Source organism: Actinomyces israelii (assembly GCF_030253495.1).
GTDB lineage: Bacteria > Actinomycetota > Actinomycetes > Actinomycetales > Actinomycetaceae > Actinomyces > Actinomyces israelii.
Genome location: NZ_CP124548.1, coordinates 393,202 through 418,948, shown reverse-complemented (window position 1 = coordinate 418,948; position 25,747 = coordinate 393,202). Strand labels below are relative to the sequence as shown.

The window sequence follows — 25,747 nt, the reverse complement described above, 5'->3', positions numbered from 1 at the left end:
GTCTCACGACTACGGTGGTAGCGCAGAAGGAGGCCCCGTGAGTACTGAGAACCCCGGTCGTCCTGAGGATGAGGCACCCGGCCGTAACGCAACGAACGATCCTGTCGGAGGAGGCACCCCCGCCGACGAGACGCCATCCCTGGAGATCCCCGCCCTTGCGCCAGTGGTGGGCGCCAACGGCGAGATTCTCACTGTGCGGGAGGACGCCGCGCAGTTCGACGCCGCCCCCTTGAGCGGACCCGGACCGCTCGGCCCCGGCGTCGGGATGGCGCCCCCGCAGGCCGGCACGCCCACGACCCCCGGCACGCCCGCAACCCCCGGCACGCCCACGACCCCGCAGGCCGGCGTCGGCCCGTCCAGCCCGCAGACCAGCACCCCCGGCACGCCCACGACCCCGCAGGCCGGCACCCCCGGGCCCGCAGCGGGCGCCTTCCCCTTCGAAAGGCACGACGAAGACCCTCTCACCCTGGAGAGGCCCGACTCGGCGGTCTTCGCCCCCGACGCCGGACGGCCCGGCAAGACCGACAAGCCTCCCGTCGAGGACACAGCGGTCCGTCGTCGCTCCCTGTTCACCCCCGCCCAGCCCGTCCCCGCGGAGACGCCGAGCGCCACCGGTGCGGCGCCCGCGGAGGCCGCCGCCTTCCCGGACGCGGCACCCGGTGCGGGCGGGCCCGCAGGCTATGCCGCGTCACCGGGGGCGGGCCCCGGGCCGAACCCTGTCCCCACCCCCGCCGTCGAGCCCGAGCAGCCGGAGACCCGCAGGACCAGGCGCCGCTCCCGCCCCGCCGACAATGACGAGGAAGACGTCCCGCTGGACGGCTCCACCGTCATCGGCCGCCCGAGGTCGCGGGCCGGCACCCACTGGGCCGGAGTCCTCGTGTCGATCGTGGCACTGCCCGTGACCTGGTTCTTCCTCCACGACGGCGCCTCCATGGCGACATCCCACGCCTCGGACTCATTCGCCTTCACCATGTCGCCCCGCGGCCTGACCGAGCTGGCCGTGGGAGCGCTCGCACTCATCATCGCCATGTGGGTAGCACGGCGCACCTCCGTGGGCAGCATTGTGGTCGGCACCCTCTCGATCCTGCTGGGGCTGCCCTTCCTCGTCGCCCCCGGCGTGATGACAGACGCGTTCTCGCCCTTCCTCAGCGCCCTGAGCACCCAGTCCGCCCTCGGCCAGAGCATGAGCACCTACCTGTGGGCCGACGCGGTCACGGGAAAGTTCCTGGCCCTGGGCCTGTTCATGGTGATGGTCGGCGTCGTCTCGTACACGGCGCGCCTCGAGGGGCGGCGCGAGCAGGAGAGGATCGACCGGGATCGCCGTCGTGCCGGCAGTGCGGACTGAGCCGCCGGGGGTGGGGCGGAGGCCGGCGCCCGCCCGCCGCCCCGCTCATCTAGCCTGGGGGACGTGCCCGACACCGCTGCCACCCCGTCCATGACATCCGTGCGCGACGCCCTGCGCGACGTCGTGCCCATTGTGATCGGCTACGTGACGTTGGGGCTGGCCGCCGGCATGCTGCTGGTCGCCGAGGGGCTGTCGTGGTGGTGGGCGCCCCTGTGGAGCGTCGTCATCTACTCCGGGACCATGCAGATGCTGCTCGTGCCCCTGGCCGGGGCGGGCGAGCCGTTGGCGGCGATCGCGACCTCCGCCGTCTTCGTCTCGGGGCGGCACGTCTTCTACGGGCTCGGCTTCCCGCTCGACCGCGTGCGCGGGCGCCTGCTGACCCGGCTCTACGCCGTCCACGCGATCACCGACGAGGTCTACGCGCTGCTCGCCTCCAAGGACCGCAGCGCGATGAGCGGGCGCTACATCGTCGCAGTCGAGGCCGTCAGTCATGCGTCGTGGACCCTGGGCACGACGGCGGGGGCGCTGGCGGGCACAGGGCTGGCGGCGCTGGTCGGCGAGGACATCAAGCTGCTGGGCTTCGTGCTCACCGCGCTGTTCGTCGTCCTGGCGATCGAGAACTGGAAGAACCACCCCGACCGGGCGGTCCTGGTCGTCGGAGTGCTCGCTGGGGTGGTGGGCATGACGATCGGCGGGTCGGCTGCGCTGCTCAGCGCTCTGGGCGCGCTGGCGGCGGGGCTGGTCGCGCTCTACGGCTGGCGCCGGCGCGCCGGCGCGCGGACCCGGAGGATGCGTCCCGACGCGGACGCCGCCGGGAGGCGGGCACCCGGAGAGGGCCGCTCATGCTGACCGACCCTCAGATCGCCGTCGCCGTCTGCGCGGTCGCTCTCATCACCTACGCCTGCCGCATCGCGCCCTTCGCGCTCCTGCGGGGCCGCCGCAGGAGCCCGCTGCTCGACTTCCTGTCCTCGGCCATGCCGCTGGGCGTCATGATCGTGCTCGTGGCCTACACGCTCGACGACGTCGGCCCCGCGCCCGCCACCTGGCTACCGGCGCTGGCCGGCATAGGGACGACGGCGGGCCTGCACCTGTGGCGCCGCTCGATCGGCCTGTCGCTGATCGGCGGCACCGGGATCTACGTGCTCGTCAGCCTTCTGCTGGGCTGAGGGCGGCACCTCACGGGCTCGCACCGACCAGGCGCGCGGAGTGCGCGGGTGAGTGCCGGCCACGCACGCCGCAATCTCATGTTCCGTCCGCAGCGAGGCGCGTTCCGTCCGCGGCGCAGTGTGAATTGCGACCGCGTGGGGCAGAGGTTGCACATGGGAGAAGAGGGCCTCACCGGGATGGGCGCCGATTTTCCGCGTGATTCCGCGATCTCTCGGCATCGGTCAAGACGAGCTAACGCGCTCCCATGTGCGCAGACCCCCCTGTACGCACATGGGAGCACGTCAACCAACTTTGATGGTCCAGGCAGAACCGTAGAATCTCAACGAAAACCTGCGGCTTCTCTGTTAGGCAGCCTCTCTCCCATGTGCGAACCGCCCCCGGGCAGAGGTTCTTCCCGTCCGCACCCGGATGCCGGCCGAACAGCGTGCGCAGGCATCACCAGGGCCAGCGGCCCTCCTCATGCGCTTCATGCGCTCGCCCAGTCACGCGCAGAGCTCAGGGCTCGGACCGTCACCGGCCCACTGTCCAACCCTGCGGGCCCGTGCCGACGCCGCCCGGCTCGCATCGAAGCGCGGGCCGCGGGCTCCCCGCCCGGGGACGGGCGCGGCAGCGATTCGCGCACGGCAGAGCGCGGCCCGGCACAGAGAACGCCTGTTCTCGTTGAAACACCGCCGTTCCTCCCAGTCCGTCAAGACGAGTCGGCGCAGTCCTTCGCACGCGCAGAGGGCCTTTCCACATGACGGCCGAACCGGATGCCGCATCCTCCACTATCCTCCACTCCCATGCGCTTCCAGGACGGCCGACGGCCACGGCGCCGAGGGAGTCTCGGCGCGGCTCCGCGGTTTCGCGGCACGGGCTGGACGGCGCGGGACGCTGAGGACTCCCAGGGCGGCCGCTGTCCGGGGCGCAGCGGCGCCGGCCTGACACCCGCCGGGAACCGCTGCGCCCCGGACCGATCTCGAGCCGGAGTACGACCGATCTCGGCGCGGAAGTGAACCGATCTCGACGAGAGGGACACCGCCACCGGCGCGGCCCCCTCCCGCACCCCGTCGTCAATCACCTGGCTGATCGATCCCGGGCGCTCGTCTCCGTCCGGCCGGCGCGCCGACCCGCGCACCCGTCCGCAACCAGACCCGGCCTGCGTCTCGCCGGAACCAATCATCTAGGCTGCACTGGTGCCCGTCATCGTCAACCGCCCCGGACCCTGGACCCACCGCAACCTCACCGCGGGCGGGACCCAGTTCCACGCAGCCCTCGCCGGGCCCGAGGAGCCCCCCTCGTCACCGGGCACCGGCGCCCTCACGGCGCCGGGCTCAGCCGAGCCCCTGATACTGCTCGTCCACGGCTTCCCCGAGTGCTGGTGGACGTGGCGGCACGTCATCGAGCCCCTGGCGGAGGCCGGCCATCGCGTCGCCGCCGCGGACCTGCGCGGTTTCGGCGGCTCGGACCGACCGCCGTCGGGCTACGACCTGGTGACGCTGGCCTCCGACCTGGCCGCCGTCGTGCACGCGCTGGGGCACGAGCGGGCCGTTGTCGTCGGGGCCGGCCTGGGCGGGCAGGTCGCGTGGGCACTGGCGAACCGGGAGCCGACGATGACCGCGGCCATCGTGCCCGTCGGGGCGCCGCACCCGCTGGCGCTGCGCTCGCTGCGCGGCCGGATCGTCTCCGGGGCGGCGCTGCAGTACCTGTGGCTCAAGACGCCCCTGCTTCCGGAGCGGTCGCTGCGCACGGCCCCGGGCGTCGACCGCCTGCTGCGGTCCTGGGCGGGCCCCCGCACCAGGCAGGCCGCGGCGGAGCCTGCCGGCTACTACGCCGCCCTCATGGCGCGGCCGGGGGCGGCGCACTCGGCGCTGGAGACGGTTCGCCGCACGGTCCTCAGCCGTGAGGAGATCATGTGCCTGAGCGCCCCTGCGGAGGTGCCGGTCATGAGCGTGCAGGGCGAGGTGGACCCGGTTCAGCCGGCACAGGCGTACGCGCGCGATGTCCACCATGTCGCGGAGCACCTGCGGCAGGTGACGGTGCGTGGCGTCGGGCACTTCCCCCACGAGGAGGCTCCCGAGCAGTTCGTCGACGCCCTCCTGCCCTTCCTCGCCGAGATCAGCCAGAAGCGATAGGGCGGCGGACGGGACGGCCCCCGGCACCCGATCGCAGCCCCGAGGAAGACGGCCGCAGGACGTCAGCTCACACGCCCACCCGCGGGCACAGCTCGGCCTCGGCCAGCACGCACTCCCCGCACCGCGGCGCGCGGGCGCCGCACACCGCGCGCCCGTGCGCAATGAGGCGGTGACAGCCGTCGGTCCAGCGCTCCGGCTCCCACAGCGCGGCCAGGTCGCGCTCCACCCGCAGCGGGTCCTTCGCCGTCGTCCAGCCCAGGCGCCGCGACAGACGGCCCACATGGGTGTCCACGGTGAGCGCCGGCACCCCGAAGGCGTTGCCCAGCACGACATTGGCGGTCTTGCGCCCGACGCCGGGCAGGCTCACGAGCGCCTCGCGCGATCGCGGTACGACGCCGTCGAAGCGCCCGGCCAGCCCGTCGCCCAGGCCGATGAGCCGCTCGGCGCGCATGCGCTGCATGCCCAGCGGCCGCAGCAGCGCCTCGAGCCGGCCCGGGTCGGCGGCCGCCAGCGCACCGGCGTCGGGACAGGCCTCGAAGAGCGCCGGGGTGACGGTGTTGACGCGGGCGTCGGTGGTCTGAGCGGACAGGACCGTGGCCACAAGGAGCTGGAAGGGACCGTCGTGGTCCAGGGTGCAGCGCGCATCGGGGTAGGCGGCGGCGAGCTCGTCATCGACGGCGCGGGCGCGCAGGGCCGTCGCCCCCGGGCGCCCGAGCGCGTCAGCCGGCGCGGTCGCGGACCCCCTCATTCACTTTCCTCACTGTCATGCGCCCCGGCCCTCGGATGCCGACCGGATCACAATAGAGACTACAATGTTTATCCGCGTGCCACAGATCACAAGCCGTGGCAGGATAGAGCACAGGGCTGCCCGCTGAAGGCCGGGACCCAGCCGATCAACCCCACAGGAGGACCTTCGTGGAAGACAGCATCATCGCCAGAATCCCGCTTTTCGAGGGAATGACCCCCGACGAGCAGGACGAGCTGCGCGCCATGATGACGCAGACGACTCTGCGTCGCGGCGAGACCCTCTTCAACGAGGGGGACGCCGGCGACCGCCTCTACATCCTGCTCTCCGGCAAGGTGAAGCTCGGCCACACCTCGGCGGACGGCCGCGAGAACCTGCTGGCCGTGCTCGGCCCGGGCGAGGTGGTCGGCGAGCTCACCCTCTTCGATCCGGGCCCGCGCTCGACGACGGCCACCGCCGTCGCCCCCACCGAGCTGCTGGCTCTCGAGCACACGCAGCTCATGGGCTTCGTCGAGTCGCACCCGACCCTGGCCAAGGACATGCTGCGCGCCCTGGCCCAGCGCCTGCGCCGCACCAACACCGCGCTGGCGGACCTGGTCTTCTCCGACGTCCCCGGGCGCGTCGCCAAGGCCCTGCTGGACCTGGCCGACCGCTTCGGCTCGACGACGGACGACGGCGTGCACGTCCCGCACGACCTGACCCAGGAGGAGCTGGCCCAGCTCGTGGGGGCCTCCCGCGAGACGGTCAACAAGTCCCTGGCGGAGTTCGTCTCCCGCGGCTGGATCCGCCTGGAGGGCCGCGCGGTCACGCTGCTCGACGTCGATCGCCTGCGCCGTCGCGCCCGGTGACGGACCTCCGTGGCCGCCCGCGACTGCGGCGGGGCGCCGCCCGTGCGAGGGCGCGCCCCGCCGGCGGCCGGGGCGTCAGGCGCGCGGGCGCTTGAGGTAGGCGACGAGGCTGTCCGAGCCGGTCGGACCGGGGATGACCTGGACGAGCTCCCAGCCGTCGGCGCCCCACTGGTCAAGGATCTGCTTGGTGGCGTGGGTGAGCAGGGGGACGGTGGCGTATTCCCAGGCGGTCGGGTGAGTAGTCATGGCGCGAGCCTACGGGCAGCCCCGCACGACGGTAAACCTCGCGCGTGCGGGGGCGATCCGACTCAGTCCGGTCCTGGGCGGCCGCGCGCGTCGGGGAAGTGACGCGGGCGGTGCTGACGCCGGAGCCGCCCCCTCGCCGAGATCGGTAGATCTCCGGCTCGAGATCGGTTCACTTCCGCGCCGAGACCGGTCCTCGACGCCGATGCGGGCGGGTGCTCGCCCGCCTCACCTCACGCGGGCCAGGATCCGCGGGGCGCGGCGGGCGTGGATCTCGGCCACGAGCTCGTCGTCCTCCCGGCGCAGCCACTCGCTCCAGTCGGTCACCTCGGGGAAGCGGCGCAGCAGTGCACGACGCTCCCGCTCGGTCAGCCCGCCCCAGACTCCGAAGGAGGAGGCGGAGTCGAGGGCCTCGGCAAGGCACTCCATGCGGACCGGGCACGAGAAGCACAGTGACCGGATGTCCCGCTGCTCGGCGCCCTTACCGAACAACTGATCTGGATCGACGTTGGCGCACGCCGCTCGAACAGCCCAGGTCTGGTCGGTCGTCGTCATCTCTCTCTCCCTAGCCGGGTCGGCCGACGACGATGTCAGCCGCATCACACTGACGACCGTATGTCACACGTTGGCCTTAAGCCAAATCCGGCTCAGATTCGCAGCGTCCGGGAGGGCGCGCCGGCCGCCCTCCCGGGGCGTCCGCCCACCACCCGCACGGGGCGAACGCCCCTCCCTCGGCAGGGCGCTCGCCCGTCAGCGCCCGCCTTCGCACAGGCGCCGGCCCTCCGCAGGGGCGCTCCGCGCCCCCTTCTGCGCCCGTCCTGCGCCCGTCCGGCCCCCGCCGAGCGGGCACCAGCCCTCCGTGCTCCTTCATGCGCATTTCTTAGGTCTTTTTCAGACCGATCGCGTCGTAGCCCACAGCGCGAACGGACGATTGCCCGTAGGCTTGCCTCCATGTCGAAGTCTTCCCCCCGTGGCAGGTCGCTCTCGCCCGCCCAGGTGGTCTCCATGCTCCTGGTCTTCGTGCTCCTGTCGACCGCCGGCGGCATACTCGCCGCCGGGTTCGCCATGCCCGCCGTCGGCGCCGCGGCCGCCTTCACGAGCGCATCCGCCAACTTCTTCGACGAGCTGCCCGACGACTTCGACCTCCTCGAACCGAGCCAGATCTCGGTCATCAAGGCCTCCGACGGCACGCAGATCGCGCAGTTCTACGCCGAGAACCGCATCGTCGTGCCCCTGGCCGACATCTCCACCAACGTGCAGAACGCCATTATCGCGGTGGAGGACCAGCGCTTCTACCAGCACAAGGGCGTCGACCCCACCGGTATCGCCCGCGCCATGGTCTCCAACGCCAACGGCGGCTCCCAGGGCGCCTCGACCCTCACCCAGCAGTACGTCCGCAACGTGCTGGTGGAGGCGGCCATCCAGAACGACGACCCGTCGGCGCAGTCCGCCGCGACCGCGCGCTCGGCAGGTCGCAAGATCCGCGAGATCAAGTACGCGCTGACCCTTGAGCAGAAGTACCCCGACGCGAAGCAGCGGATCCTCGAGGGCTACCTCAATATCGCCGCCTTCGGCCCGTCCACCTACGGGGTCGAGGCATCCGCGCGGCACTACTTCTCCCACTCCGCCAAGGAGCTCTCGATCCCCGAGGCGGCGCTTCTGGCGGGCCTGACCAACGCGCCCGGCGCCTATGACCCGATCGCCTACCCGGACAAGGCCAAGGACCGCATGGACTGGGTCCTGGACAAGATGCTCGAGGAGCAGTTCATCGATCAGGACCAGTGGCAGGCGGGCAAGAACACCAAGATCGAGGACCTGCTGCACGTCACGGAGACCGTGGGCGGGTGCGGCACCGCCGGGACGGCGGCCTACTTCTGCGAGTACGTGAAGTCCGAGATCGAGAACTCCGAGCTCTTCGGCGCCACGCCGAAGGAGCGCAGCCAGCGGCTCCTGCGGGGCGGCCTGACCATCACCACGACGCTGGACATGAACAAGCAGGCGGCCGCGGACGCCGCCGTCCAGGAGTATGTGCCCACGGGCGACCCGTCCAACGTCAAGGCGGCGCTGTCCTCCGTCGAACCGGGAACCGGCCGCATCGTGGCCCTGAGCCAGAACACGAATTACGGGGTGGCGACCGAGGACGATCCCTCGACCACGCAGATATCCCTCAACGCCGACGCCTCCCACGGAGGTCTGGAGAATTACGACGGCACCTCCGGCTTCCAGCCGGGCTCGACGTTCAAGGCCTTCGTCCTGGCGGAGTGGTATCAGGAGGGTCACTCGGGCAACGACGTGTTCAACACCAGCCCGACCACCTTCGGCGCATCGGACTGGACGATCTCCTGCGATCCCTCCAAGGCCGACAAGTGGACCGTCGGCAACGCCAACGCGAGCGAGGGCGGCAATCACACCGTCATTCAGAGCACCGCCCAGTCCATTAACGTCGGCTTCGCCAGGATGACGCAGCAGATGGACATCTGCAACATCACGGACCGGGCCGCCCGGCTCGGAGTCACCACCAACTCCGGGAACCCCCTGGTCCCCACGCCGTCGATCGCGCTGGGCTCCCAGGAGGTCACGCCGCTGCAGATGGCCAGCGCCTACGCGGCCTTCGCGGCCCACGGCCTCTACTGCCGCCCGATCGCCATCGACTCCATCCTGGACGCCGACGGCAACTCGCTGGAGGTGCCCTCCGCCAACTGCACCCAGGCGATGGACTCCAACGCCGCGGACAAGACGGCGATGACCCTCACCCACGTCCTGGACAAGAACGGGACCGGTAAGGACGCGGTCCTCAACGGGCGTCAGGCCGCCGGGAAGACCGGAACGACCGAGTCCATGGACAACGCCTGGTTCACGGGCTTCACCCCGCAGCTGGCGACATCCGTGTGGCTGGGGCACTCGGAGGGCTACTCCTCGATGGACCACCAGTACATCGGCGGCCGCTACTACACCACCATGTACGGCTCGGACGCCCCGGTGCCGCTGTGGAAGATGTACATGGACAAGGCGCTGGAGGGCCAGCCCGCCCTCGGCTTCACACAGGTGGGCCTCGGCGTCACGCCGAGCGCCGCCCCGCCCTCGGCCACCGGCCCCGAGGGCCAGAGCGGGCAGGACGTCCAGGCCTCGAGTCCCGCCGCGGGGCAGAGCCCTGTGCAGAGCCCCGCCCCCTCCCAGCAGGCCTCATCACAGGGGCAGCCGGCCCAGGGCCAGGCGCCCCAGGCGGGGGCGTCCCACCCGCCGTCAGCCGGCCCGGGGGCGCAGGAGGGCGCCGGGCAGTCCGCCACCCAGGACAGCCAGGACATTCCGATGACCCCGCCGAGCCAGCGGAGCCCCCAGGGCAAGGACGGGGACTGACAGGGTGCCCGTGACCATGCACAGTGCGGCGCGCTCGCTCGCCCGCATCGCTGCCGGCGTGACTGCCGCGGGCGTCGGCCTGCTCGGATACACGCTCATCGAGGCGCGCCGCCCCGTGCTGCGGCGCGTCGACGTCCCCCTTCTCGCCGCCGGCGAGGAGCCCCTGACCGTCCTGCACCTCAGCGACCTGCACCTGACCAGCCGCACCGAGGCCCGAGTCTCCTGGGTGCGGGGGCTGGCCCGCCTGCACCCCGACGTCGTCGTCAACACCGGCGACAACCTGTCCTTCGCCAACGGCCTGGAGCCGCTGGGGCGCGCGCTCGAGCCCCTCCTGGGCCGGCCCGGCGCCTTCGTCCTGGGCGACCACGACTACCGCACGACGCTCTTCAGGCTGCCCACACGCTACCTGCGCTCGAACCCGCCCTCGCCCTACGACGACCTCGACGAGGCGGAGGTGGCACTGCCCTGGGGCGAGGTGCGCGACCTGCAGGCCTCGGGCGGCTGGGCGGACCTGACCAACGCCCGCGGCGCGATCGCCGTCGGCGGGCGGCGCATCGAGCTGGTCGGGGTGGACGACCCGCACGCCGAGCGCGACGCCTTCCCGGCGCCCGTCTCTCGGGACGACGACGGCGGGGGCGGGCCGGCGGTGCTCGGGCGCGACGGCCGCCCGCTGCGGATCGGCGTGCTCCACGCGCCCTACCAGCGGGTGCTGGACGCCATGGCCGACGACGGCGTGGACCTGGCGCTGGCCGGGCACACGCACGGCGGCCAGCTGTGCCTTCCCGGTGTCGGCGCCCTGGTGACCAACTGCGACCTCGACCGCGGGCGGGCCTCGGGCCTGTCGCAGTGGCCGGGCCGCATCGGCTCCCCCGAGGCGGTCGGCGACATGTATCTGCACGTCTCGGCGGGCCTGGGCACGAGCCCCTACACACCGGTGCGCCTGGCCTGCCGCCCGGAGGCCACGCTGCTCACGCTGCTGCCCGCCGCCTGAGTCCGCCGCACCGCGCCGCCCGCCCGCTTTTCCCCGCACCGAGATCGGTTCAGTTCCGCACCGAGATCGGTCCGGTACCGGAGTGGATCACCCGGCTGCGCCGCACTCTTGACGACGAGCACGGGCCTCGCATCCACGTGACCGATGCCTCTTCGGGCGGATTTCCTTCCACCGTCATGAGCCGACTATGCTTTCTCCTGCCGCACGCGGGGTGTGGCGCAGCTTGGTAGCGCGCTTCGTTCGGGACGAAGAGGTCGTGGGTTCAAATCCCGCCACCCCGACTAATGTGACTCAGTTCACTTTGACTGGGTTCTGGTGCGCGCATCGCCGGTCCCGCGATCAGTTCAGCGGGTAAGGCTATGGCTCATACAGCCACCCCAAGTTCACTCAATCACCAGGAAAGCAGCACCCGAACAGCCCCGGGCCGGGACCCGCCCGTGACAGACTCTTCTACGGGATGGAGCAACAGCCTGGCCTGTCCAGGCGGCAGATCGCGGCACTGTGCGCAGTGACTCATCCGACGGTCTCCAGGGTCATCTCCTGTCACAGGATGTCCATTGAATGAGCGAGCCGCCGAACACACGACCCGAGTCCCGCTCCCTGCTCACCAGAGGTGAGGCGTGAAGTCGCGAGCGCGACCGGCCACGGAACCACGGAAGGCCGACTAAGTTCTCACAACGACCCATAAGCGCGGAAGGCACAGGCCTCGACCTGGTCGAGGAAGCCCGATTCCCAGGCAATCCCGCGATAGAGATGAGCAAGATGGCGCCGTGCCCGCGGGGAATAGACGACGCGGCACACCGGCTGGCTCCACCACCGGCCTCGCCCCTCCCACCGGCCTCGCCCCTCCCACCGGCCCCCATCCCGCCACCGCCGTCGGCCATCTAAAATGCTGCACGACATGAGCGCCCCGACAACCATCGGCTCCCTGGTCGCCCTCGCCGTCGCACTGGGGGCGGCGGACTCCGGAGACCTCACGCCCGCCGAGGCCCGGCTCGTCCGCAGCATGCGGGCCCCCACCTCGCGCCCGGGCCCCGACGGCGAGCGCCGCGGCGGCCCCGCCTCGCGCCCGGGCCCCGGCGGCCTCGCCTCGCGCCCGGGCCCCAGCAGCTCCGCCTCGTGCCCGGGCCCCGGCGGGCGCCCAGCCCCGGCCCCCGCCGTCGTGGACGAGATCCGGGCGCGCATCCGCGATGGTGAGGACCCGCTGGGCGAGGCCTACTGCGCCATCCGCTCCCCGCGGGAGCGCCGCCGCCTCGGGCAGACCTACACGCCGCCGGAGATCATCGGCTCCATGGTCGGCTGGGCAGCCGGTCAGGGCCGGCCGGCGCGCGTCGTCGACCCCGGAGCCGGCTCGGGCCGCTACCTGCTGGCCGCGGGCCGCCAGTTCCCGCAGGCCTCGCTGCACGGCGTAGACATCGACCCGTTGGCCACGCTCATGCTGCGCGCCAACCTGGCGGCCGCCGGCCTGGCGCACCGCGCCCGCATCCACCTGGCCGACTACCGCGCGCTGAGCCTGCCGGAGGCCCCGGGCCCGACCCTCTTCCTGGGCAACCCTCCGTACGTGCGCCACCACCGGATCGCCCCGGAGTGGAAGGCCTGGCTCACCGAGACGGCCCGACGCCGCGGCCTGCCCGCCACCGCACTGGCCGGGCTCCACGCCCACTTCCTCCTCGCCACCGCCGAGCTCGGGCACGACGGCGACTACGGCGCGTTCATCACCTCCGCGGAGTGGCTGGACACCGGCTACGGCCGGCTCATGCGCCGGCTTCTTCTCGACGACCTGGGGGCTGCATCGATCCACGTCCTCGACCCCGCGGCCGCACCGTTCGCCGACGCCGCCACCACCGGCGCCATCACCTGCTTCCGCATGGGCCAGAAGCCGCCGTCGATCACAATCCGCCGAGTCGCGTCGGTGCACGAGCTGGGCCGGCTCGACCAGGACCGCGACATCCCCCGGCACCGCCTTGCCGAGGCGGCCCGCTGGTCGGCCCTGACGCGCGCGGCCTCCGGGATCCCGACCGGCTACGTCGAGCTCGGCAAGCTGTGCCGGGTGCACCGCGGAGCCGTCACGGGCGCCAACGCCGTGTGGGTCAGGCGCGACCGGCGCCTCGCGCTCCCCGCCAGGATGCTCTTCCCGAGCATCACCCGGGCCCGCGAACTGTTCGACGCCGGTGCCCGCCTGGAGAGCGCGGACGCCCTGCGCCGGGTGGTGGACCTGCCCGTGGACCTCGATGTCCTCGACGACGACGAGCGCCGCCAGATCGACGCGTTCCTGCGCGAGGCCAGGGCGCTGGGCGTCCCTGAGGGGTACATCGCCTCCCGGCGCAGGGCCTGGTGGAGCGTGGGCCTGCGCGAGCCCGCCCCCATCCTGGCCACCTACATGGCCCGCCGCCCCCCGGCCTTCGTGCGCAACGACGCCGGTGCCCGTCACATCAATATCGCCCACGGGCTCTACCCGCGCGAGCCGATGGCCGGCCCGCTCCTGGACCGCCTCGCGGACCACCTGCGCGCGGGGGTCGCCCTGAGCCGGGGGCGGACGTACGCCGGCGGCCTGGTGAAGTTCGAGCCCGGGGAGATGGAGCGCATCCCGGTGCCGGGCCCGGACCTGCTGGCCGAGGGGCCGCCGCCCGGGGAGTCGTAGCGGCGCTCGCGCACCCGCGCAGGGACCGCCGTCGGAGTCGGGCCCGACGGCGGTCCCGCACGGCCGGCCCGATCGAGGCCCCGCACGGCCGGCCCTGAGGCTGGGCCCTCCCGCCCCGGCCGCCCGACGGCCCTCCGCCCGCTACGACTGGATGTCGCGCATGAGGATGACGAGCTGCACCCGGTCGCGCAGGTCCAGCTTGGCCAGGATGCGGGTGACGTTCTTCTTCACCGAGTCGGGGGCGATGGTGAGACGCTGGGCGATCTCGGCGTTCGTCAGCCCCTGCGCGATGAGCTCGGCCACCTCGTGCTCGCGCCGGCTCAGCCGGCCGAGCCGCTCCAGGGCGGCGCGTTGCTGGGGCGAGGCCACGGGCCGGAACATGTGGCGGTTGAGCAGCTCGCGGGTGATGCGCGGGGTCAGGATGGCGTCCCCGGAGGCGACCGCCCGGATCGCCTGGTGAAGCTGGTCCCTCCGCGTGTCCTTGAGGAGGAACCCGGCCGCGCCCGCGGACAGCGCGCCGAAGGCGTAGTCGTCCTGGTCGTAGGTGGTCAGCACCAGCGTCTTGATGGTGGGGTGCAGCTGGGTGATGCGCGCGGTGGCGTCGACGCCGTTGAGGACGGGCATGCGGATGTCCATGAGCACGACGTCGGGCAGGCGCTCATGCCGCTGGGCGAGGCCGTCGAGCTGGTCGAGGGCGTCCTGGCCGTTGTCGGCCTGCGCGACGACCCGCAGGTCGTCGGCCCGGTTGATGGTCAGGGACAGGCCCATGCGGGCGGCCTTCTGGTCGTCGACGATCATGACGGCAAGCGCCCGGCCGGCGCCGTTCCCAATGCTCCTGGACCTGCTGCCGGGCACGGTCATGCCTCCGTCCGGTGAGGGACGACGGCCGGGGCCGTCATCGTGCTCGTGCCGGGCGCCGCCCGCGCGCCCGCCTGGTGGGGGACGACGGCGTGCAGTCTCCAGCCGCCGGGAACAGGACCGGCGCTCAGGGCACCGCCGGCCTCGTGGAGCGCCTCGGCCAGGTGGATGAGCCCGTGCCCGGACGACGGCGCGGCGAGGGGCCCTTCAGGAGGCCCCGGCTGCGGGACCCCATCCTCCTGAGCGCTCGGAGCGCCCTGTGCGCGGCCGTCGTCGGACACGGTGATCCGGGTGGCGCCGTACGCGTGGTCCAGGGCGACGACGGCGCGGGTGGCGCCCGCGGCGTGCCGCATGACGTTGGTGAGGGCCTCTCGCACGACGGTGTAGACCAGGGCGCCAACCCCGGGGTCCTCGGAGCGGAGCCCGGTCTCGGTCAGGGCGGCGCCGATGCCGGTGGCCCTCACCGTGGTGAGCAGCTCGCCCAGGCGGTCCCAGCCGCGAGGCCCGACGGCGTCGCCGGCTGCGGATGGGAGGGGGGACAGGGCGTCGACGGCGTGACGCGTGTCGGCCAGGCCCTCGCGGGCGAGGGCGTTAATGGTGCCAATGGCCTCGTCGAGGTCGGGGTCGCCGGTGGCGCCCGCCAGCCCCTCGGACAGGGAGATGATCGCGGTGAGGTCGTGCCCCACGGAGTCGTGGAGCTCGGCCGCGACCCGCGCCTGGCGGCGGGCGGCGTCGCGCTGCGCCAGCAGCCGGTGCTCGGCGGCCTGAGCCGCGAGCAGGGCGTCGCCGTGCTCCAGGGCCTCCCTGCGGGACCGGGAGATCGCTGCCGCGGTGACGACGGCGGAGAGGAGGATGAGGTACGGAATGAGGATGTCTCCCGGAGTGAAGGATGAGGACGTCCCGGCCAGGGGAAGGGCCCAGCCGGCGACGACCATGAGCAGACCGACCAGGCGCTGAGCCGTTCCCGCAATGACGAAGAGGGAGTAGAGAGCGACCAGCGTCAGAACGGCCAGGCCTCCGCGCAGACCCCACAGGTCCATGGCCGCGGAGGCCAGAGAGACCGCAATGACGACCGCCAGCGGCCGGCGGCGCCGACCGAGCAGGATCAGGGTGGCGAGCAGGCCGAACGCCAGCCAGGGTCGGACGTTCTCCTGAGGACCGCCGAAGACCAGGGTCCGGCCCAGGACGAGCAGCTCGAACAGGCCCATGACGGCCACGACGGCCCACAGCCCCACGGCGCTCGTGCGCCACCAGGCGGCGACCCGGTCCAGGAAGGTGCGCGGAACCCTCGGCCCCGCCTGAGACGCCGGCGCGGACGGCTCAGGCGGGACCGTAGTCGTTGCCGAGAAGGCCGACAGCCCAGGGTCCCTCGGCTCTGCCGCGGTGCGCCATATGGCGGAGACCCGACCGGCGAAGGATCGCGGGGCTGCGGGCTGCGGGAGCACACTCATGCGACTCGGGCGGCGCTGCGCCGCAGCGCCGCGGTCCATACCAGGATCCAGACTGCGCAGATCACGGAGATGAGTGCAATGGAGCTCATGGAGTCAATACTATCGAGGTCGCGGGAGGCGCAGGCCGCGGTAATGAGAGACATCAGGTAAAACCTGGCCAGCGGCGGCATGACGAACATCGCGGCACAGCCGCTAAGGGTCGCGATCAGCGCGGTGCTCATAATCGAGGCGAAGGATGTCATGACCACACCGAGCCAGGCGACAAACAGTTCAATGGCCAAAATAGCCAGGGTTATGGGGATGATGCGCACGACATAGGGGCCGAGCCCAGCCGGGTCGAATCCGAGGAGCAGCCCGGTGACGGCGAATTCTGCCACGAACACCAGCGCGGTGAGCAGCGCGGTCTGCGTCATGTAAAGCAACTTGCCCATGAGCATGGTGTTCTGCAGGCGGTTGGCAGCCATGCGCCGCCAATTGCGCCCCTGGTGCTCACTAGCGGAGGCCTGAGCGATGACCGCCCCCACGAGCAGGGGGAAAGCCAGCATAGACGTCAGGATCGACCCCTGCCCCCAGACGGCCAACCAACTCGCCCCCTGGTCCCTGAACGTGTCGGAGTACTCCAGGTATGTGGCCCGGCCAATCGCCATTCCACCCGCGCACAGAAGCGCCAACGCCGGCCAGTACCACCAGTTGCGGGCCTTGCGATTCTCCCACGCCCAGGCCGCTCGCACCGACGGCTTCGCGAGCCGGGAGCGCGGTGGGCGCGCAGCGTGTGCCGGCGTGCGTCGTGAAGCGGCGGGGACCAGAGAGGCTGCTGAGGTGCTCATCGGTGATTCTCCTTATAGGCGATAATGAGCCTGGCGAGGAGGCTCCAGACGACGGTGGCGACGATGGCGAGCAGAACGTTAATCCAAGGGTGGGCGGTGCCAACGAAAGTGCCAGCCTTATAGGAGTCCGCCGTCGAAACCGGAGTCGCGGCAGCAGCGAAGCCCCAGGGAAGCAGCCAGCCAAAAGCTTCCAGGTGCACGAACGACAGCCCTGAACAGACAAATCCTCCCAGTGCGCCTACGCACAACCCGATCGCCTGTTTCTCGAAGCAGATCGCCAGCACCAGCTGAACGGCCATCACCGCAACCGAAGCGGCCAATATGATGATGAGGCTCGGCCAGAACGTGTCCTGGTAGGCTGCTGTCACTCTCAGGCCCATGCCGGGCCCGATCAGGGAGGTGAACGCCACGATCGCAACCTGCCCGAGCGCCACGGTGAAGGAACCTACGACGAGCTTGGCAGCGAAGCGGGTGCCCTCGCGCTGCCCCAGGGCGGTGAGCAGTTGCCCCATCCGTTCCTCGGTGTCCGTCATCGTCAGACGAGAGGCCAGCAATGCTGCGACGAGAGGCACCACCATGACGCACATGAGGAAAAGGTCGTTCAGGGACAGCACCAGCAGGTTTGCCCCATCCGTCTTGCCGACGCGTCCGAGCATCATGTTCATCTGGAATGCCAGCTCCACACCCACCGCCCCAGCGGCCATGAGCCAGTAGCGGCGCCTTTTAAGCTTGTGCACCTCCATGCCGATGGCGCTCATCGCCGAACCCCCTGCCCGGTCGTGGAGCCGACGACGGGGTGGCGGCCGAATGGATCGGTCAGCTCCAGGAAGGCCTGCTCCAGGGTCTTGCGGACCGTCTGCACCCGGAAGACCGTGTGACCGGAGCGCACAATGCGGGTCACGAGCTCGCCCACTGCCTCGTCTGGCAGCATGGGGATGCGCACCGTGCGTCCCCGCACCTGGTGGGCGATCCGCTGCTCGGTGAGCAGGGCGGCAACGGCCGCCGGATCGGAAACGGCGAAGTCGATGACTCCTTCGTCGCGCAGGCCGGACAGCGGCCCCTGGTAGCGCAGCCGCCCGGCGCAGATAATGCCGACAATGTCGGCCATCTGCTCGATCTCGGACAGGATGTGGGAGGAGACGATGACGGTCACGCCCTCCTGACGGGCCAGGGCCACAATGAGCTCGCGGATCTCGGCGACGCCGGCCGGGTCCAGGCCGTTGGTGGGCTCGTCCAGGAGCATGAGCGGCGGGTCCGCCAGGAGCGCCATGGCCAGGCCCAGGCGCTGCTTCATGCCGAGCGAGTAGTCCTTGACCAGTTTCTTGTCCTGCCCGGTCAGTGAGACAGTGGCCAGGGCGTGCTGGACGCGGCCACGGGGCAGGCTGAGGTAATCGGAGACCATGGCGAGGTTCTCCGGGCCGGTCAACCTCGGATAGTAGGACGGGCCCTCAATGAGGGAGCCAATGGCACCCGCCGGTACCGGGGATCGCGGGCTCACCGGGTGGCCGAGGACGCTCATCGTGCCCGAGGTCGGGCGGGTCAGGCCCAGCAGGAGCTTCATGGTGGTGGACTTGCCCGCCCCGTTGGGCCCCAGGAAGCCGTAGACGCCGCCCGCGGGCACCCGCAGGCTCACATTGTCGACGGCCCGCGAGTCGCCGTAGACCTTGGTCAGGCCCTCGGTGGCGACGACCGGGCTCCCGCTCCGGGCGGCACCCGCGGGGCTCGGGGCTGCGGGACTCGGGGCAGAGGCGAGCCGGGCCGGGCTCGGGGCCGCGGGGCCGGGGCGGCGGACCGGGGGCCGGGTCGCCGCCTGCTGTGGTGCGTGCGGCACGATCGGGGGCGTGTTGACTGCTGTGCTCATGAGTCCATGAGATCCCGTTGCAGCTGCCGCCCGCACCGACTTGCCCCCGGCTGTCCCCCACGGGTGACCGAACGGGCCCCGCCCCCTCCGCCCCTTCGCCGAGATCGGTCCGGTTCCGCACCGAGATCGGTCCGGTTCCGCACCGAGATCGGTTCACCGGATCCGAGCGGGGGCGGATGCGTCAGGCGGACGCGTCACTCGACGCCGGCGGCCGCAGGTCGAGTCGCACATCGGCGGCGCGCTGCAGAAGCTCGTCGTCGTGGGTGATGAGTAGCACCACCGCGCCCGCACGGGCGCTGCGCCTGATGGCGCGTGCGATCGAGTCGAGGTGGCGCCGGTCGACACCCGAGCTGGGCTCGTCGTAGATCACGATCCGCGCCTCGGCCTGCCGGATACCGGCGATGACCAGCCGCTGCTGCTGCCCGCCCGAGAGCGCCAGCGGGTGCTGATCGGCGAACGGCAGAAGATCGAGCTCGTCGAGCAGCCGGTCGACGTCGTCGTCCGTTGGGCCGGTGCGCGACGACCCCGCACGGGTGGCGGCGAGCTCGATCTCGGCGCGGACGCTATCGGCGAAGAGCTGGCGCTGCACGTCCTGCATGACGATTCCGCTTACGCGGAGCCGCTGCCGCTTCGAGAGGGGCTCCCCGTTGAGGCGAATGGTGCCGGTATGTGTTTGCAGTCCGGCAACAACACGGGCGAGGGTGGTCTTGCCCGCACCGTTGGGTCCACAGACCGCGGTCACAGCCCCAGCGGGAAAGTACGCCGTGTCAATGGAGAGGACCGTGCGTCCTTTAAGCACGCAGCGCACGTCCTCAAGCTGGAGACCGCCGCGGCCGCTCCCGGACTCCGCGGGCGGTCGGACGGCCGCACCGGCCGACGTCGGCGCAATGCTCGCCCCGGCCGCCGGGACAGATGAGAGCTCGGGCAGCGGGGGCGGCTCAATGCTCCGCAGGCCATATTGTTCGACGACGGAGGGTTCCAGGGCGGCGAGCTGCTGTGCGGTCCACGAGTGGGCGATTCGTCCGCGTTCGAGAAGGACGAACCTGTCCGCTATTCCGGTGAGGTAGTGCAGCCTGTGCTCGCTGATCACAATAGTGATGCCGCGCTCGCGCAGCTCGGCAAGGGTGCCCGCCAGAGTCGAGACGGCGTCGGCGGACAGATTCGAGCTGGGCTCGTCGAGCAGAAGAGCTCTCGGCTCGTGCCCGAGCCCCGCGGCGATGGCGACGCGTTGCTGCTGGCCTCCGGACAGCTGCGGAAGCGGTCGCTCCATAATCGCCTGCAGCGCGAGCCTGCGCATGAGCATATTGACGCGCGCCCGAATGTCTGCGGGTTCGGCGCCGAAATTCTCCAGGGCGAAGGACAGCTCGTCAATAACCGTGGCGGTGAAGAACTGGCGCCGCGGGTGCTGCAGCACCGTGCCGGTCCGCCGCCCGAGCTCGTCGAGGGCGCTCTTCCGGACGTCGAGGCCGGAAACCGTCACTCGCCCGGACAATGTCCCCTCGTGGAAATGCGGAATGAGCCCGTTCATCATCCGCAGGAGAGTGGACTTCCCCGATCCGCTCGCCCCGCACAGCACGACCGTCTCACCCGGTTCGATCACGAGATCGACGCCCTCCATCGTCGGCTTCTCCGCCGTCGCGTACTGCCAGGCCGCCTGAGAGATCGTGATCATATGCAGCCCTTCGCCATCCAGCAGGCCGCGGCTAGGAGGCCGGTGACTGCGACCCAGAGCAGATCGGGCCACCCCAGCCGCGGAGGCACACGGCTGGTCGGTCGTTGATACGAGCCGAGCCCTCGCAGCAGCGCCGCAGCGGTCAGGTCGTCTCCCACTCGCAGCGTCGAGGCGATCACCGGGACCGTGAACCGTTCAATGCTCAGCACGGGGTGGCGCAGCACAGAGCGCCGGCTGGTGAGTCCCTGCAGGCGCATCGAGTCGACGACGGCGGAGGCCTCGGCTGCGACGACGGGCGCGAACCGCAGCACGACGGCGATCGGCACGGTCAGTGCCCGCGGGATGCGGGCCGCCCGCAGCGCCGCGGTGACAGCAGCGGGCGTTCCGGTGCGGAAGAAGTGCAGAACCACGCCGTAGACGACCACGAAGCGCAGGAGGAACGCGGACACAACCCCGACGAGCACCGAGAAGGTCGAGGGCGCCAGGAGCGGCAGGCCGCGCGCAAGCAGCTCAAGTGTCGCAGCCGCGGCAGCCAGCGCGCCGAGGTGCCGCCATGCCCGGTCGGCGATCGCCAGGAGGAGGCCCAGCCCCAGACCCGCTGGGACGAAGGTCTCTCCTCCTGGTGCCATCACCGTGACACTGGTGGCGATAATGAGGACAACGCTTGTTCGCGGATCGGTGGCCCGCCAGGGCTGCGAGAGCCGCCGTCCTGGTATCTCGTGAGGCGCGGCGGTCTCAGCCCGGACCCGACCCGGCAGAGTGGTCACGCCAGTCCTGCACGGGCGAAGCTCTTGCGCAGCAGCCTCAGTGCGATCACCCCACCAATGAGGCCGAGGACCACTGCGGCGATATCGAAGCCGATCAGGACCCCGGTCGAGAGGAAGGCGTCCAGCCTCGCCGTGTACTCCGGCCCCATTCGCGACATGGAAGGAGAGCTGAAATAGCCCTGGCGGTCGTAGAACAGCGGAAGGAGCGGGGCGGTATTCCACACCGAGAATATCGTGTAGGACAGGACCCCGGCCCAGCGGGATCGGTAGCCGGTCACCGCGAGAACGAGCTCGACGACGACCGCCAGGGAGACCAGAATGCCGATCGACAGCGGAGGGAATCCGATGACCAGGAGCAGGATTCCAAGAACAATAGCGAACAGCGCCACCATCCCGGCGTGCTTCACCCGCGTGAGGAACAGCATGAATGGGATCGCCCCGACCACAATGCTCAGGCCGAGCGTCACCAGCATCATGACCGGGTTGAGGAACCCGAACATGGTGATGGCGAAGTAGAGTACGATATAGATGGCGAGGAATATCCCGATCGTCATGAGGTCTCGACCGCTCATCGCGAGCGAGAACCGAGATCCGCCGGAATCCTTGGCAGAGTCTTCCTCCGTCATTTCAGTCCTTTCACAATAGGGCGCCCGGGGTCTTGGGCGCACATCATTCACAACGTTGAGGACATTCGCGGAATCCCGCCGACGGCGGTTGCGAGCGAAGCCATGACCGGCACTATAACACTGTTAAGATTATGTCGGGTAGGCGCGTCAGCAAGATTCGCCATCACCTGGCGCTCGGGCGAGGTGAGGCCGAGGTCATCCGCGTTGGTACCCTTGAGGGGCGCAGCGACGCTTCCGGAGCCTCACCGACAGGCGCCGCCCCAGCAGACCGCCGAGGAGGCGAACAGCCACGAGCACGACCGGCACGGCCTACCACCACGGGCTGACACCCGCGGCGATCATCGACGCCGCCGTCGAGGCCTCCCGAGGGGAGGGGCTCGAGTCGTGGTCGCTTCGCGATCTCGCGAAGCGACTCCATGTCACGCCCCCGACCATCTATCATCATGTCGGCGGACAAGAGCTCCTGCGCCAGCGCGTGGTCGAGCGGGTGCTCGAGACGGTCGGCTTCCCCACGGAGACGATGCCGTGGCGAGAGTGGTTCCGCGCGGCGCTGTTTCCGGCACGGCCGGCCCTGGCGGCCTACCCCGGGACAGCGAGATGGCTCCTGCTGCACGGGCCGATATTCCCGAGCATGGTCCCAGTCGTCGACGCCGGTATCGCCTCTTTGCAGCGGGGAGGGTTCGGGAGCGCGACCGCATACGCATACACGGTTCTGTTCAATACGGCGATGATGACGATTGCCGCGGCGGATGACGAGCTCCGCCACGAGGACGCCGGCCTCCGCGATCACGCAGAGCTCATGAGCGGATTCGAGAGTCTTGCCGACAAGAGCCCCGGGATGTCACTGCTCGCCAGCGACATGGCGGCCCAGTTCCTCGGACCGCCCGAGTCCTCCGCACCTGCTCGAGACCGGTACTACCGCTCCGTGATCGAGCTTCTCATGGACGGCCTGGAGACCTCCGTGCGCCGCCCCTGAGGCGAACCGATCTCGACGCGGAACCGGACCGATCTCGAGCCGGAAGCGAACCGATCTCGACGAAGGAGGCGCCGGCACCCGAAGCTCGGAGGCGGCGCGGGCTGCCGCCGGCTCACTTCCGCGGCTCGTAGCGGCGCAGCAGCAGCCATGCCCCGGCCGGGCCCGCAGCCGCCGCCAGGGCGGCACCCAGGGCGATCCACAGGACCGCCCAGGGCGTGCCCCACTGGGCGACGATGCGCTCCACGCAGGCGGCCACGGCGCTGAGGCCCACCAGGACCGCAATCACACCCGCCCACCAGGGCCGGCGCAGGAAGAGCAGGGCGATGCAGGCGCCCACGAGGTAGGACACCGCGACCGCCGGCGCGACCAGCGCGGCGAGCTGCGGGACCACGACCAGGTCGACCCCCTCGATCCGGCCGTCGAGCACGACGTCGGGGATCGTCAGCAGGGCGCAGACGGCCGTGGACGCCGCGCCCAGGAGCAGCCCGGTGCAGGTCAGCCACGTCATGACCGCCCCGCGCGTCAGGCCGGCGCGCAGCAGCATCGGTGTGCGCGCGGCCATGACGATCCCGTGGGTGAGGCTCGCGTAGAGCGCTACGACGAATGCGGTCAGGCCGTAGGCACCAAGCTTGAAGACACCCACAGGTTCTTCACCGAGGGTCAGCGATCCGGCGATCAGACCAGAGGCCTGCGCGGAGAGAAGGCTGGTGACTACCACAACGCCCAGGGCCTGGATCGCCCCCTGGACGGGCGCCAGCTCGCGGAAGGCCATACGGGTAAGCGCCCAGGTGCGCGAGCCCGCGGCCCGGTCCGCACCGGGACCGGGGCGCGGCGGGTGGGGCCGCTCGGACAGGGAGGCGACGATGGCGGCGGTCATGAGAGTTCTCCTTCGGTGCTGTCGGCGAGGGCGGTGCCGCTGGTGAGGTCGATCAGAGCGTCGGCCAGTGAGGCGAGCCCCTGGCCGGGACGGGAGTGGGCCGCGCGCAGCTCGTCGGCGGCGCCCGCCGCGGCCAGGCGCCCCCGGTGCAGGACGACGACGTCCTCCAGCAGGTCCTCGATCTCGTCAACCTGGTGGGAGGAGACGACGACGGTGGGCCGCTCGCGCAGGTACAGGGCCAGCAGCTCATCCCAGAAGCGGCGCCGCATCACGACGTCCATGCCCAGGTGGATCTCGTCCAGAAGCAGGACGGGGCAGCGGCACGACAGGGCGAAGACGGCGTCCAGAGCACTGCGCTGCCCCAGGGACAGGCGCGAGGGTCGGGTCCGCAGGGGGACCTCGAAGACCTCCATGAGACGGGCGGCCTCCTGGCCGTCCCAGCCGGGCCGGGTCACGGCCCACAGCTCCAGGGACCGGCGGATGGGGATGTCCTCAAGAAGAGAGCGGGGCCCGCCCAGGAGGGCCGCGGCAGACATGGTGACGCCGTCGTCGAAGGCGGGGCGCCCCGCGACCGTGAGGCTCCCGGAGGTGGGGCGGCGCAGACCGGCAGCGAGCGACAGCAGGGTCGTCTTGCCCGAGCCGTTGCGGCCCAGCAGGCCGGTGAGGGTGCCGGGTCGCAGCGTGAGCGTGAGCCCGCTCAGGGCCGCCGCGCCTCCTCCCGCGTAGCGGTAGCCGAGGTCGGTCAGCTCGATGGCCGGTCCGCCGGGGACGACGTCGGGAGCATCGGGGGTGTCGGAAGGTGCGGTCATCGGGACTCCTTGCGGGCACGGGTCGTGAGGTACTGGATGACGGCGTCGCGCAGCTCGGCATCGCTCAGGCCGAGCGCGAGGCCGGTATCGAGTGCGGGGTGGAGGACGCCGTCGGCGTAGGCGGCGCGGCGGCTGCGGCGCAGAGCGGCCAGGGCGCCGTCGGCGACGAACATGCCGATGCCGCGCCGCTTGACCACCAGGCCCTCATCGACCAGGAGCGCGACCGCCTTGTTCGCGGTGGCCGGGTTGATGCGGTAGCGGGCGGCGTACTCGGTGGTGGAGGTCAGGCGCGCCCCCTCGGCCAGCTCGCCGCCGAGGATCTGGGTGCGGATCTCCTCGGCGATCTGGACGTAGATGGGGATCGCGCCGTCGAAGCGTCTCATGAGCGCACCTCCCCAAAGGTCAGTTGGTTAGTTACACGAGTAGTAAACCATATAACCGACAGCGCAGCAAGCGCGGTGCGCCCGGTCGGACCCCTCCGACTCCTCGCCGACGACGGCGCCGCACCCGCCCCACCGACGCGCACGTGGGAGATCTCGCACTGCCGATTGAGCGGAAGGCGCCGACCGCGCTGGCAGATAGGGTTGTTGGTCTGGCATGATGGCGTGGTTGTGCGGCCGTGTGCGGTCCCTCTCCCGGGCGTGGTCGTGCTGGTAGGCGTGCGTCGAGGGACTGTTGCTTGACCCCACCGGTAGGTCGGCGCGCGCTGTCGTCTACCGTGTCCGGAAACCGTGTCTGGAAGTCAGGAGCTGTACTCAAGTGGCAGTCAAGATTCGTCTTAAGCGCATTGGCAAGAAGTTCTCGCCCGTCTACCGGGTGGTGGTGGTCGATGCGCGCAAGAAGCGCGACGGGCGGGTGATCGAGGAGATCGGCCTGTACGACCCGGTGCAGGAGCCCTCGCTGATCCGCATCAGCTCGGAGCGGGTGCGCTACTGGCTGGGTGTGGGCGCCCAGCCGTCGAACACGGTGCACAACCTGCTGAGGATCACCGGGGACTACCAGGCGTTCAAGGGCCTGCCCGTTCCCGAGGGCAGGCTGCGGGTCAGGGACGAGGCCGCGGTGGCGGCGGCGCGGGACGCGGCGGTGCGCGAGGCGGCCGATGAGGCCGAGAGGCTCAAGGCCGCCTCGGCCGCCCGGGCCGAGCAGGCCGGGAGCGCGGGGCGGGCCGACGGCGCCGAGGGGGCCTGACAGGTGCTGGCCGAGGCGCTGGAGCACCTGGTGCGCGGGATCGTGGACCGCCCCGAGGACGTGACGGTGGCCTCCCGGTCCCTGCGCCGCGGGGACCTGCTGGAGGTGCGGGTCAACCCCGACGACCTGGGGCGGGTGATCGGCCGCTCGGGCCGCACCGCCCGGGCCCTGCGCACCGTCATCGGGGCCCTGGCCGACGACCCCGTGCGCGTCGACGTCATCGACACCGACCGCCACTGACACGCCCACCTCCGGCTCGAGACCGGCCCACCTCCGCACCGAGACCGGTTCGAGGCGCCGGGCGCCGCCGGCTGCCACCAGACCCCGGCCGCCCACCGTCGTCGTCACCACACCAGCCGCCGGAGTGTCCGGCAGCCCGCCTCT

At 71.2% G+C, this 25,747-nt stretch carries 25 protein-coding genes, 1 tRNA gene and 1 pseudogene; 13 read left to right on the top strand and 14 right to left on the bottom strand.

The window, feature by feature from the left end; translation table 11 throughout:
- Positions 1–37 precede the first annotated feature (37 nt).
- From AIF0345_RS01635 to AIF0345_RS01620, 4 genes are all read left to right on the top strand, one after another.
- Positions 38–1,345, top strand: coding sequence for a hypothetical protein (locus AIF0345_RS01635; RefSeq protein ID WP_285296926.1), 1,308 nt, complete (start codon positions 38–40; stop codon positions 1,343–1,345).
- Between the two features lie 90 nt (positions 1,346–1,435).
- Positions 1,436–2,194, top strand: a complete 759-nt coding sequence (locus tag AIF0345_RS01630) for an AzlC family ABC transporter permease (protein WP_268918542.1) — start codon at positions 1,436–1,438, stop codon at positions 2,192–2,194.
- Entirely contained in the window at positions 2,188–2,511 is a 324-nt protein-coding gene (locus AIF0345_RS01625) for a branched-chain amino acid transporter permease (RefSeq protein ID WP_285296925.1), read from the top strand. Before AIF0345_RS01630 ends, AIF0345_RS01625 begins: the two co-directional genes overlap by 7 nt.
- Positions 2,512–3,687: 1,176 nt before the next feature.
- Positions 3,688–4,626, top strand: coding sequence for an alpha/beta fold hydrolase (locus AIF0345_RS01620; protein ID WP_285296924.1), 939 nt, complete (start codon positions 3,688–3,690; stop codon positions 4,624–4,626).
- A 67-nt stretch (positions 4,627–4,693) separates the two neighbouring features.
- On the opposite strand, the gene nth is transcribed toward AIF0345_RS01620, so the two are convergent.
- Complete coding sequence (nth, locus tag AIF0345_RS01615; protein WP_268918533.1) at positions 4,694–5,374, bottom strand: endonuclease III; 681 nt, start codon at positions 5,372–5,374, stop codon at positions 4,694–4,696.
- Positions 5,375–5,541: 167 nt separating this feature from the next.
- Between nth and AIF0345_RS01610 the strand changes: the two genes are divergently transcribed.
- A complete protein-coding gene (locus AIF0345_RS01610) occupies positions 5,542–6,219 on the top strand; it encodes a Crp/Fnr family transcriptional regulator (RefSeq protein ID WP_273168093.1) in 678 nt (225 codons plus the stop codon).
- Between the two features lie 75 nt (positions 6,220–6,294).
- Here the strand turns inward: AIF0345_RS01610 and AIF0345_RS01605 are convergent, their stop codons facing one another.
- Complete coding sequence (locus AIF0345_RS01605) at positions 6,295–6,465, bottom strand: DUF4177 domain-containing protein (RefSeq protein ID WP_084682566.1); 171 nt, start codon at positions 6,463–6,465, stop codon at positions 6,295–6,297.
- Between the two features lie 225 nt (positions 6,466–6,690).
- On the bottom strand, positions 6,691–7,017 hold the full coding sequence (locus tag AIF0345_RS01600) for a WhiB family transcriptional regulator (RefSeq protein ID WP_043563151.1): 327 nt from the start codon (positions 7,015–7,017) through the stop codon (positions 6,691–6,693).
- Between the two features lie 396 nt (positions 7,018–7,413).
- On the opposite strand from AIF0345_RS01600, the gene AIF0345_RS01595 reads away from it, so the two are divergent.
- The 4 genes from AIF0345_RS01595 (at position 7,414) to AIF0345_RS01580 (ending at position 13,451) form a co-directional block, all read left to right on the top strand.
- Positions 7,414–9,819 (top strand): transglycosylase domain-containing protein, encoded by a 2,406-nt coding sequence (locus tag AIF0345_RS01595; RefSeq protein ID WP_273168096.1) that lies wholly within the window; start codon positions 7,414–7,416, stop codon positions 9,817–9,819.
- Positions 9,820–9,829: 10 nt separating this feature from the next.
- Positions 9,830–10,810: a metallophosphoesterase gene (locus AIF0345_RS01590; RefSeq protein WP_404975963.1), complete on the top strand. Its 981-nt coding sequence runs from the start codon at positions 9,830–9,832 to the stop codon at positions 10,808–10,810.
- A 207-nt stretch (positions 10,811–11,017) separates the two neighbouring features.
- Positions 11,018–11,091, top strand: a tRNA-Pro gene (locus AIF0345_RS01585).
- A 620-nt stretch (positions 11,092–11,711) separates the two neighbouring features.
- On the top strand, positions 11,712–13,451 hold the full coding sequence (locus tag AIF0345_RS01580) for an Eco57I restriction-modification methylase domain-containing protein (protein ID WP_285296923.1): 1,740 nt from the start codon (positions 11,712–11,714) through the stop codon (positions 13,449–13,451).
- Positions 13,452–13,592: 141 nt separating this feature from the next.
- Here AIF0345_RS01580 and AIF0345_RS01575 read toward each other — a convergent pair whose 3' ends face one another.
- The 8 genes from AIF0345_RS01575 to AIF0345_RS01540 form a co-directional block, all read right to left on the bottom strand.
- On the bottom strand, positions 13,593–14,312 hold the full coding sequence (locus tag AIF0345_RS01575; protein ID WP_285296922.1) for a response regulator transcription factor: 720 nt from the start codon (positions 14,310–14,312) through the stop codon (positions 13,593–13,595).
- Complete coding sequence (locus AIF0345_RS01570) at positions 14,309–15,760, bottom strand: sensor histidine kinase (protein ID WP_285296921.1); 1,452 nt, start codon at positions 15,758–15,760, stop codon at positions 14,309–14,311. Before AIF0345_RS01570 ends, AIF0345_RS01575 begins: the two co-directional genes overlap by 4 nt.
- A complete protein-coding gene (locus tag AIF0345_RS01565; protein ID WP_268918537.1) occupies positions 15,757–16,587 on the bottom strand; it encodes an ABC-2 family transporter permease in 831 nt (276 codons plus the stop codon). Before AIF0345_RS01565 ends, AIF0345_RS01570 begins: the two co-directional genes overlap by 4 nt.
- Positions 16,584–17,345, bottom strand: a complete 762-nt coding sequence (locus AIF0345_RS01560) for an ABC transporter permease (RefSeq protein ID WP_043563143.1) — start codon at positions 17,343–17,345, stop codon at positions 16,584–16,586. The genes AIF0345_RS01565 and AIF0345_RS01560 overlap by 4 nt, the downstream gene beginning before the upstream one ends.
- Positions 17,342–18,448 carry an ABC transporter ATP-binding protein gene (locus AIF0345_RS01555; protein ID WP_285296920.1) on the bottom strand — a complete coding sequence of 369 codons (1,107 nt, stop codon included), beginning with the start codon at positions 18,446–18,448 and terminating at the stop codon, positions 17,342–17,344. The genes AIF0345_RS01560 and AIF0345_RS01555 overlap by 4 nt, the downstream gene beginning before the upstream one ends.
- Positions 18,449–18,629: 181 nt before the next feature.
- Complete coding sequence (locus AIF0345_RS01550; protein ID WP_268918538.1) at positions 18,630–20,120, bottom strand: ABC transporter ATP-binding protein; 1,491 nt, start codon at positions 20,118–20,120, stop codon at positions 18,630–18,632.
- On the bottom strand, positions 20,117–20,887 hold the full coding sequence (locus tag AIF0345_RS01545) for an energy-coupling factor transporter transmembrane component T (RefSeq protein WP_229118525.1): 771 nt from the start codon (positions 20,885–20,887) through the stop codon (positions 20,117–20,119). Before AIF0345_RS01545 ends, AIF0345_RS01550 begins: the two co-directional genes overlap by 4 nt.
- Complete coding sequence (locus AIF0345_RS01540; protein ID WP_285296919.1) at positions 20,884–21,513, bottom strand: MptD family putative ECF transporter S component; 630 nt, start codon at positions 21,511–21,513, stop codon at positions 20,884–20,886. Before AIF0345_RS01540 ends, AIF0345_RS01545 begins: the two co-directional genes overlap by 4 nt.
- A gap of 322 nt (positions 21,514–21,835) precedes the next feature.
- Here AIF0345_RS01540 and AIF0345_RS01535 point away from each other — a divergent pair.
- Both AIF0345_RS01535 and AIF0345_RS01530 read left to right on the top strand, forming a co-directional pair.
- A pseudogene (locus tag AIF0345_RS01535) lies at positions 21,836–21,946 on the top strand (TetR/AcrR family transcriptional regulator); the annotation flags it as partial.
- A 294-nt stretch (positions 21,947–22,240) separates the two neighbouring features.
- Entirely contained in the window at positions 22,241–22,489 is a 249-nt protein-coding gene (locus AIF0345_RS01530; protein ID WP_229118523.1) for a hypothetical protein, read from the top strand.
- A 112-nt stretch (positions 22,490–22,601) separates the two neighbouring features.
- Here the strand turns inward: AIF0345_RS01530 and AIF0345_RS01525 are convergent, their stop codons facing one another.
- From AIF0345_RS01525 to AIF0345_RS01515, 3 genes are read right to left on the bottom strand one after another with little or no spacing between them, the layout of a single operon-like run.
- Positions 22,602–23,366 (bottom strand): hypothetical protein, encoded by a 765-nt coding sequence (locus tag AIF0345_RS01525; RefSeq protein ID WP_273166034.1) that lies wholly within the window; start codon positions 23,364–23,366, stop codon positions 22,602–22,604.
- The gene (locus AIF0345_RS01520) at positions 23,363–24,175 is read right to left on the bottom strand and encodes an ATP-binding cassette domain-containing protein (protein WP_285296918.1); all 813 of its coding nucleotides are present in this window, start codon (positions 24,173–24,175) and stop codon (positions 23,363–23,365) included. Before AIF0345_RS01520 ends, AIF0345_RS01525 begins: the two co-directional genes overlap by 4 nt.
- Positions 24,172–24,558 (bottom strand): GntR family transcriptional regulator, encoded by a 387-nt coding sequence (locus tag AIF0345_RS01515; protein WP_043563129.1) that lies wholly within the window; start codon positions 24,556–24,558, stop codon positions 24,172–24,174. Before AIF0345_RS01515 ends, AIF0345_RS01520 begins: the two co-directional genes overlap by 4 nt.
- A 376-nt stretch (positions 24,559–24,934) precedes the next feature.
- Here AIF0345_RS01515 and rpsP point away from each other — a divergent pair, with 376 nt between their 5' ends.
- Positions 24,935–25,363, top strand: a complete 429-nt coding sequence (rpsP, locus tag AIF0345_RS01510) for a 30S ribosomal protein S16 (protein WP_273166031.1) — start codon at positions 24,935–24,937, stop codon at positions 25,361–25,363.
- A 3-nt stretch (positions 25,364–25,366) separates the two neighbouring features.
- Positions 25,367–25,603: an RNA-binding protein gene (locus AIF0345_RS01505; protein WP_285296917.1), complete on the top strand. Its 237-nt coding sequence runs from the start codon at positions 25,367–25,369 to the stop codon at positions 25,601–25,603.
- The last annotated feature ends 144 nt before the right edge of the window (positions 25,604–25,747 follow it).

Excerpts from the sequence above, each read along its gene's own strand:
- AIF0345_RS01630 (WP_268918542.1), top strand. The coding sequence starts at position 1,436 with ATGACATCCGTGCGCGACGCCCTGCGCGACGTCGTGCCCATTGTGATC.
- AIF0345_RS01625 (WP_285296925.1), top strand. The coding sequence starts at position 2,188 with ATGCTGACCGACCCTCAGATCGCCGTCGCCGTCTGCGCGGTCGCTCTC.
- nth (WP_268918533.1), bottom strand. The coding sequence starts at position 5,374 with ATGAGGGGGTCCGCGACCGCGCCGGCTGACGCGCTCGGGCGCCCGGGG.
- AIF0345_RS01605 (WP_084682566.1), bottom strand. The coding sequence starts at position 6,465 with ATGACTACTCACCCGACCGCCTGGGAATACGCCACCGTCCCCCTGCTC.
- AIF0345_RS01600 (WP_043563151.1), bottom strand. The coding sequence starts at position 7,017 with ATGACGACGACCGACCAGACCTGGGCTGTTCGAGCGGCGTGCGCCAAC.
- AIF0345_RS01595 (WP_273168096.1), top strand. The coding sequence starts at position 7,414 with ATGTCGAAGTCTTCCCCCCGTGGCAGGTCGCTCTCGCCCGCCCAGGTG.
- AIF0345_RS01580 (WP_285296923.1), top strand. The coding sequence starts at position 11,712 with ATGAGCGCCCCGACAACCATCGGCTCCCTGGTCGCCCTCGCCGTCGCA.
- AIF0345_RS01575 (WP_285296922.1), bottom strand. The coding sequence starts at position 14,312 with ATGACCGTGCCCGGCAGCAGGTCCAGGAGCATTGGGAACGGCGCCGGC.
- AIF0345_RS01570 (WP_285296921.1), bottom strand. The coding sequence starts at position 15,760 with ATGAGTGTGCTCCCGCAGCCCGCAGCCCCGCGATCCTTCGCCGGTCGG.
- AIF0345_RS01565 (WP_268918537.1), bottom strand. The coding sequence starts at position 16,587 with ATGAGCACCTCAGCAGCCTCTCTGGTCCCCGCCGCTTCACGACGCACG.
- AIF0345_RS01560 (WP_043563143.1), bottom strand. The coding sequence starts at position 17,345 with ATGAGCGCCATCGGCATGGAGGTGCACAAGCTTAAAAGGCGCCGCTAC.
- AIF0345_RS01555 (WP_285296920.1), bottom strand. The coding sequence starts at position 18,448 with ATGAGCACAGCAGTCAACACGCCCCCGATCGTGCCGCACGCACCACAG.
- AIF0345_RS01550 (WP_268918538.1), bottom strand. The coding sequence starts at position 20,120 with ATGATCACGATCTCTCAGGCGGCCTGGCAGTACGCGACGGCGGAGAAG.
- AIF0345_RS01540 (WP_285296919.1), bottom strand. The coding sequence starts at position 21,513 with ATGACGGAGGAAGACTCTGCCAAGGATTCCGGCGGATCTCGGTTCTCG.
- AIF0345_RS01530 (WP_229118523.1), top strand. The coding sequence starts at position 22,241 with ATGATGACGATTGCCGCGGCGGATGACGAGCTCCGCCACGAGGACGCC.
- AIF0345_RS01525 (WP_273166034.1), bottom strand. The coding sequence starts at position 23,366 with ATGACCGCCGCCATCGTCGCCTCCCTGTCCGAGCGGCCCCACCCGCCG.
- AIF0345_RS01520 (WP_285296918.1), bottom strand. The coding sequence starts at position 24,175 with ATGACCGCACCTTCCGACACCCCCGATGCTCCCGACGTCGTCCCCGGC.
- AIF0345_RS01515 (WP_043563129.1), bottom strand. The coding sequence starts at position 24,558 with ATGAGACGCTTCGACGGCGCGATCCCCATCTACGTCCAGATCGCCGAG.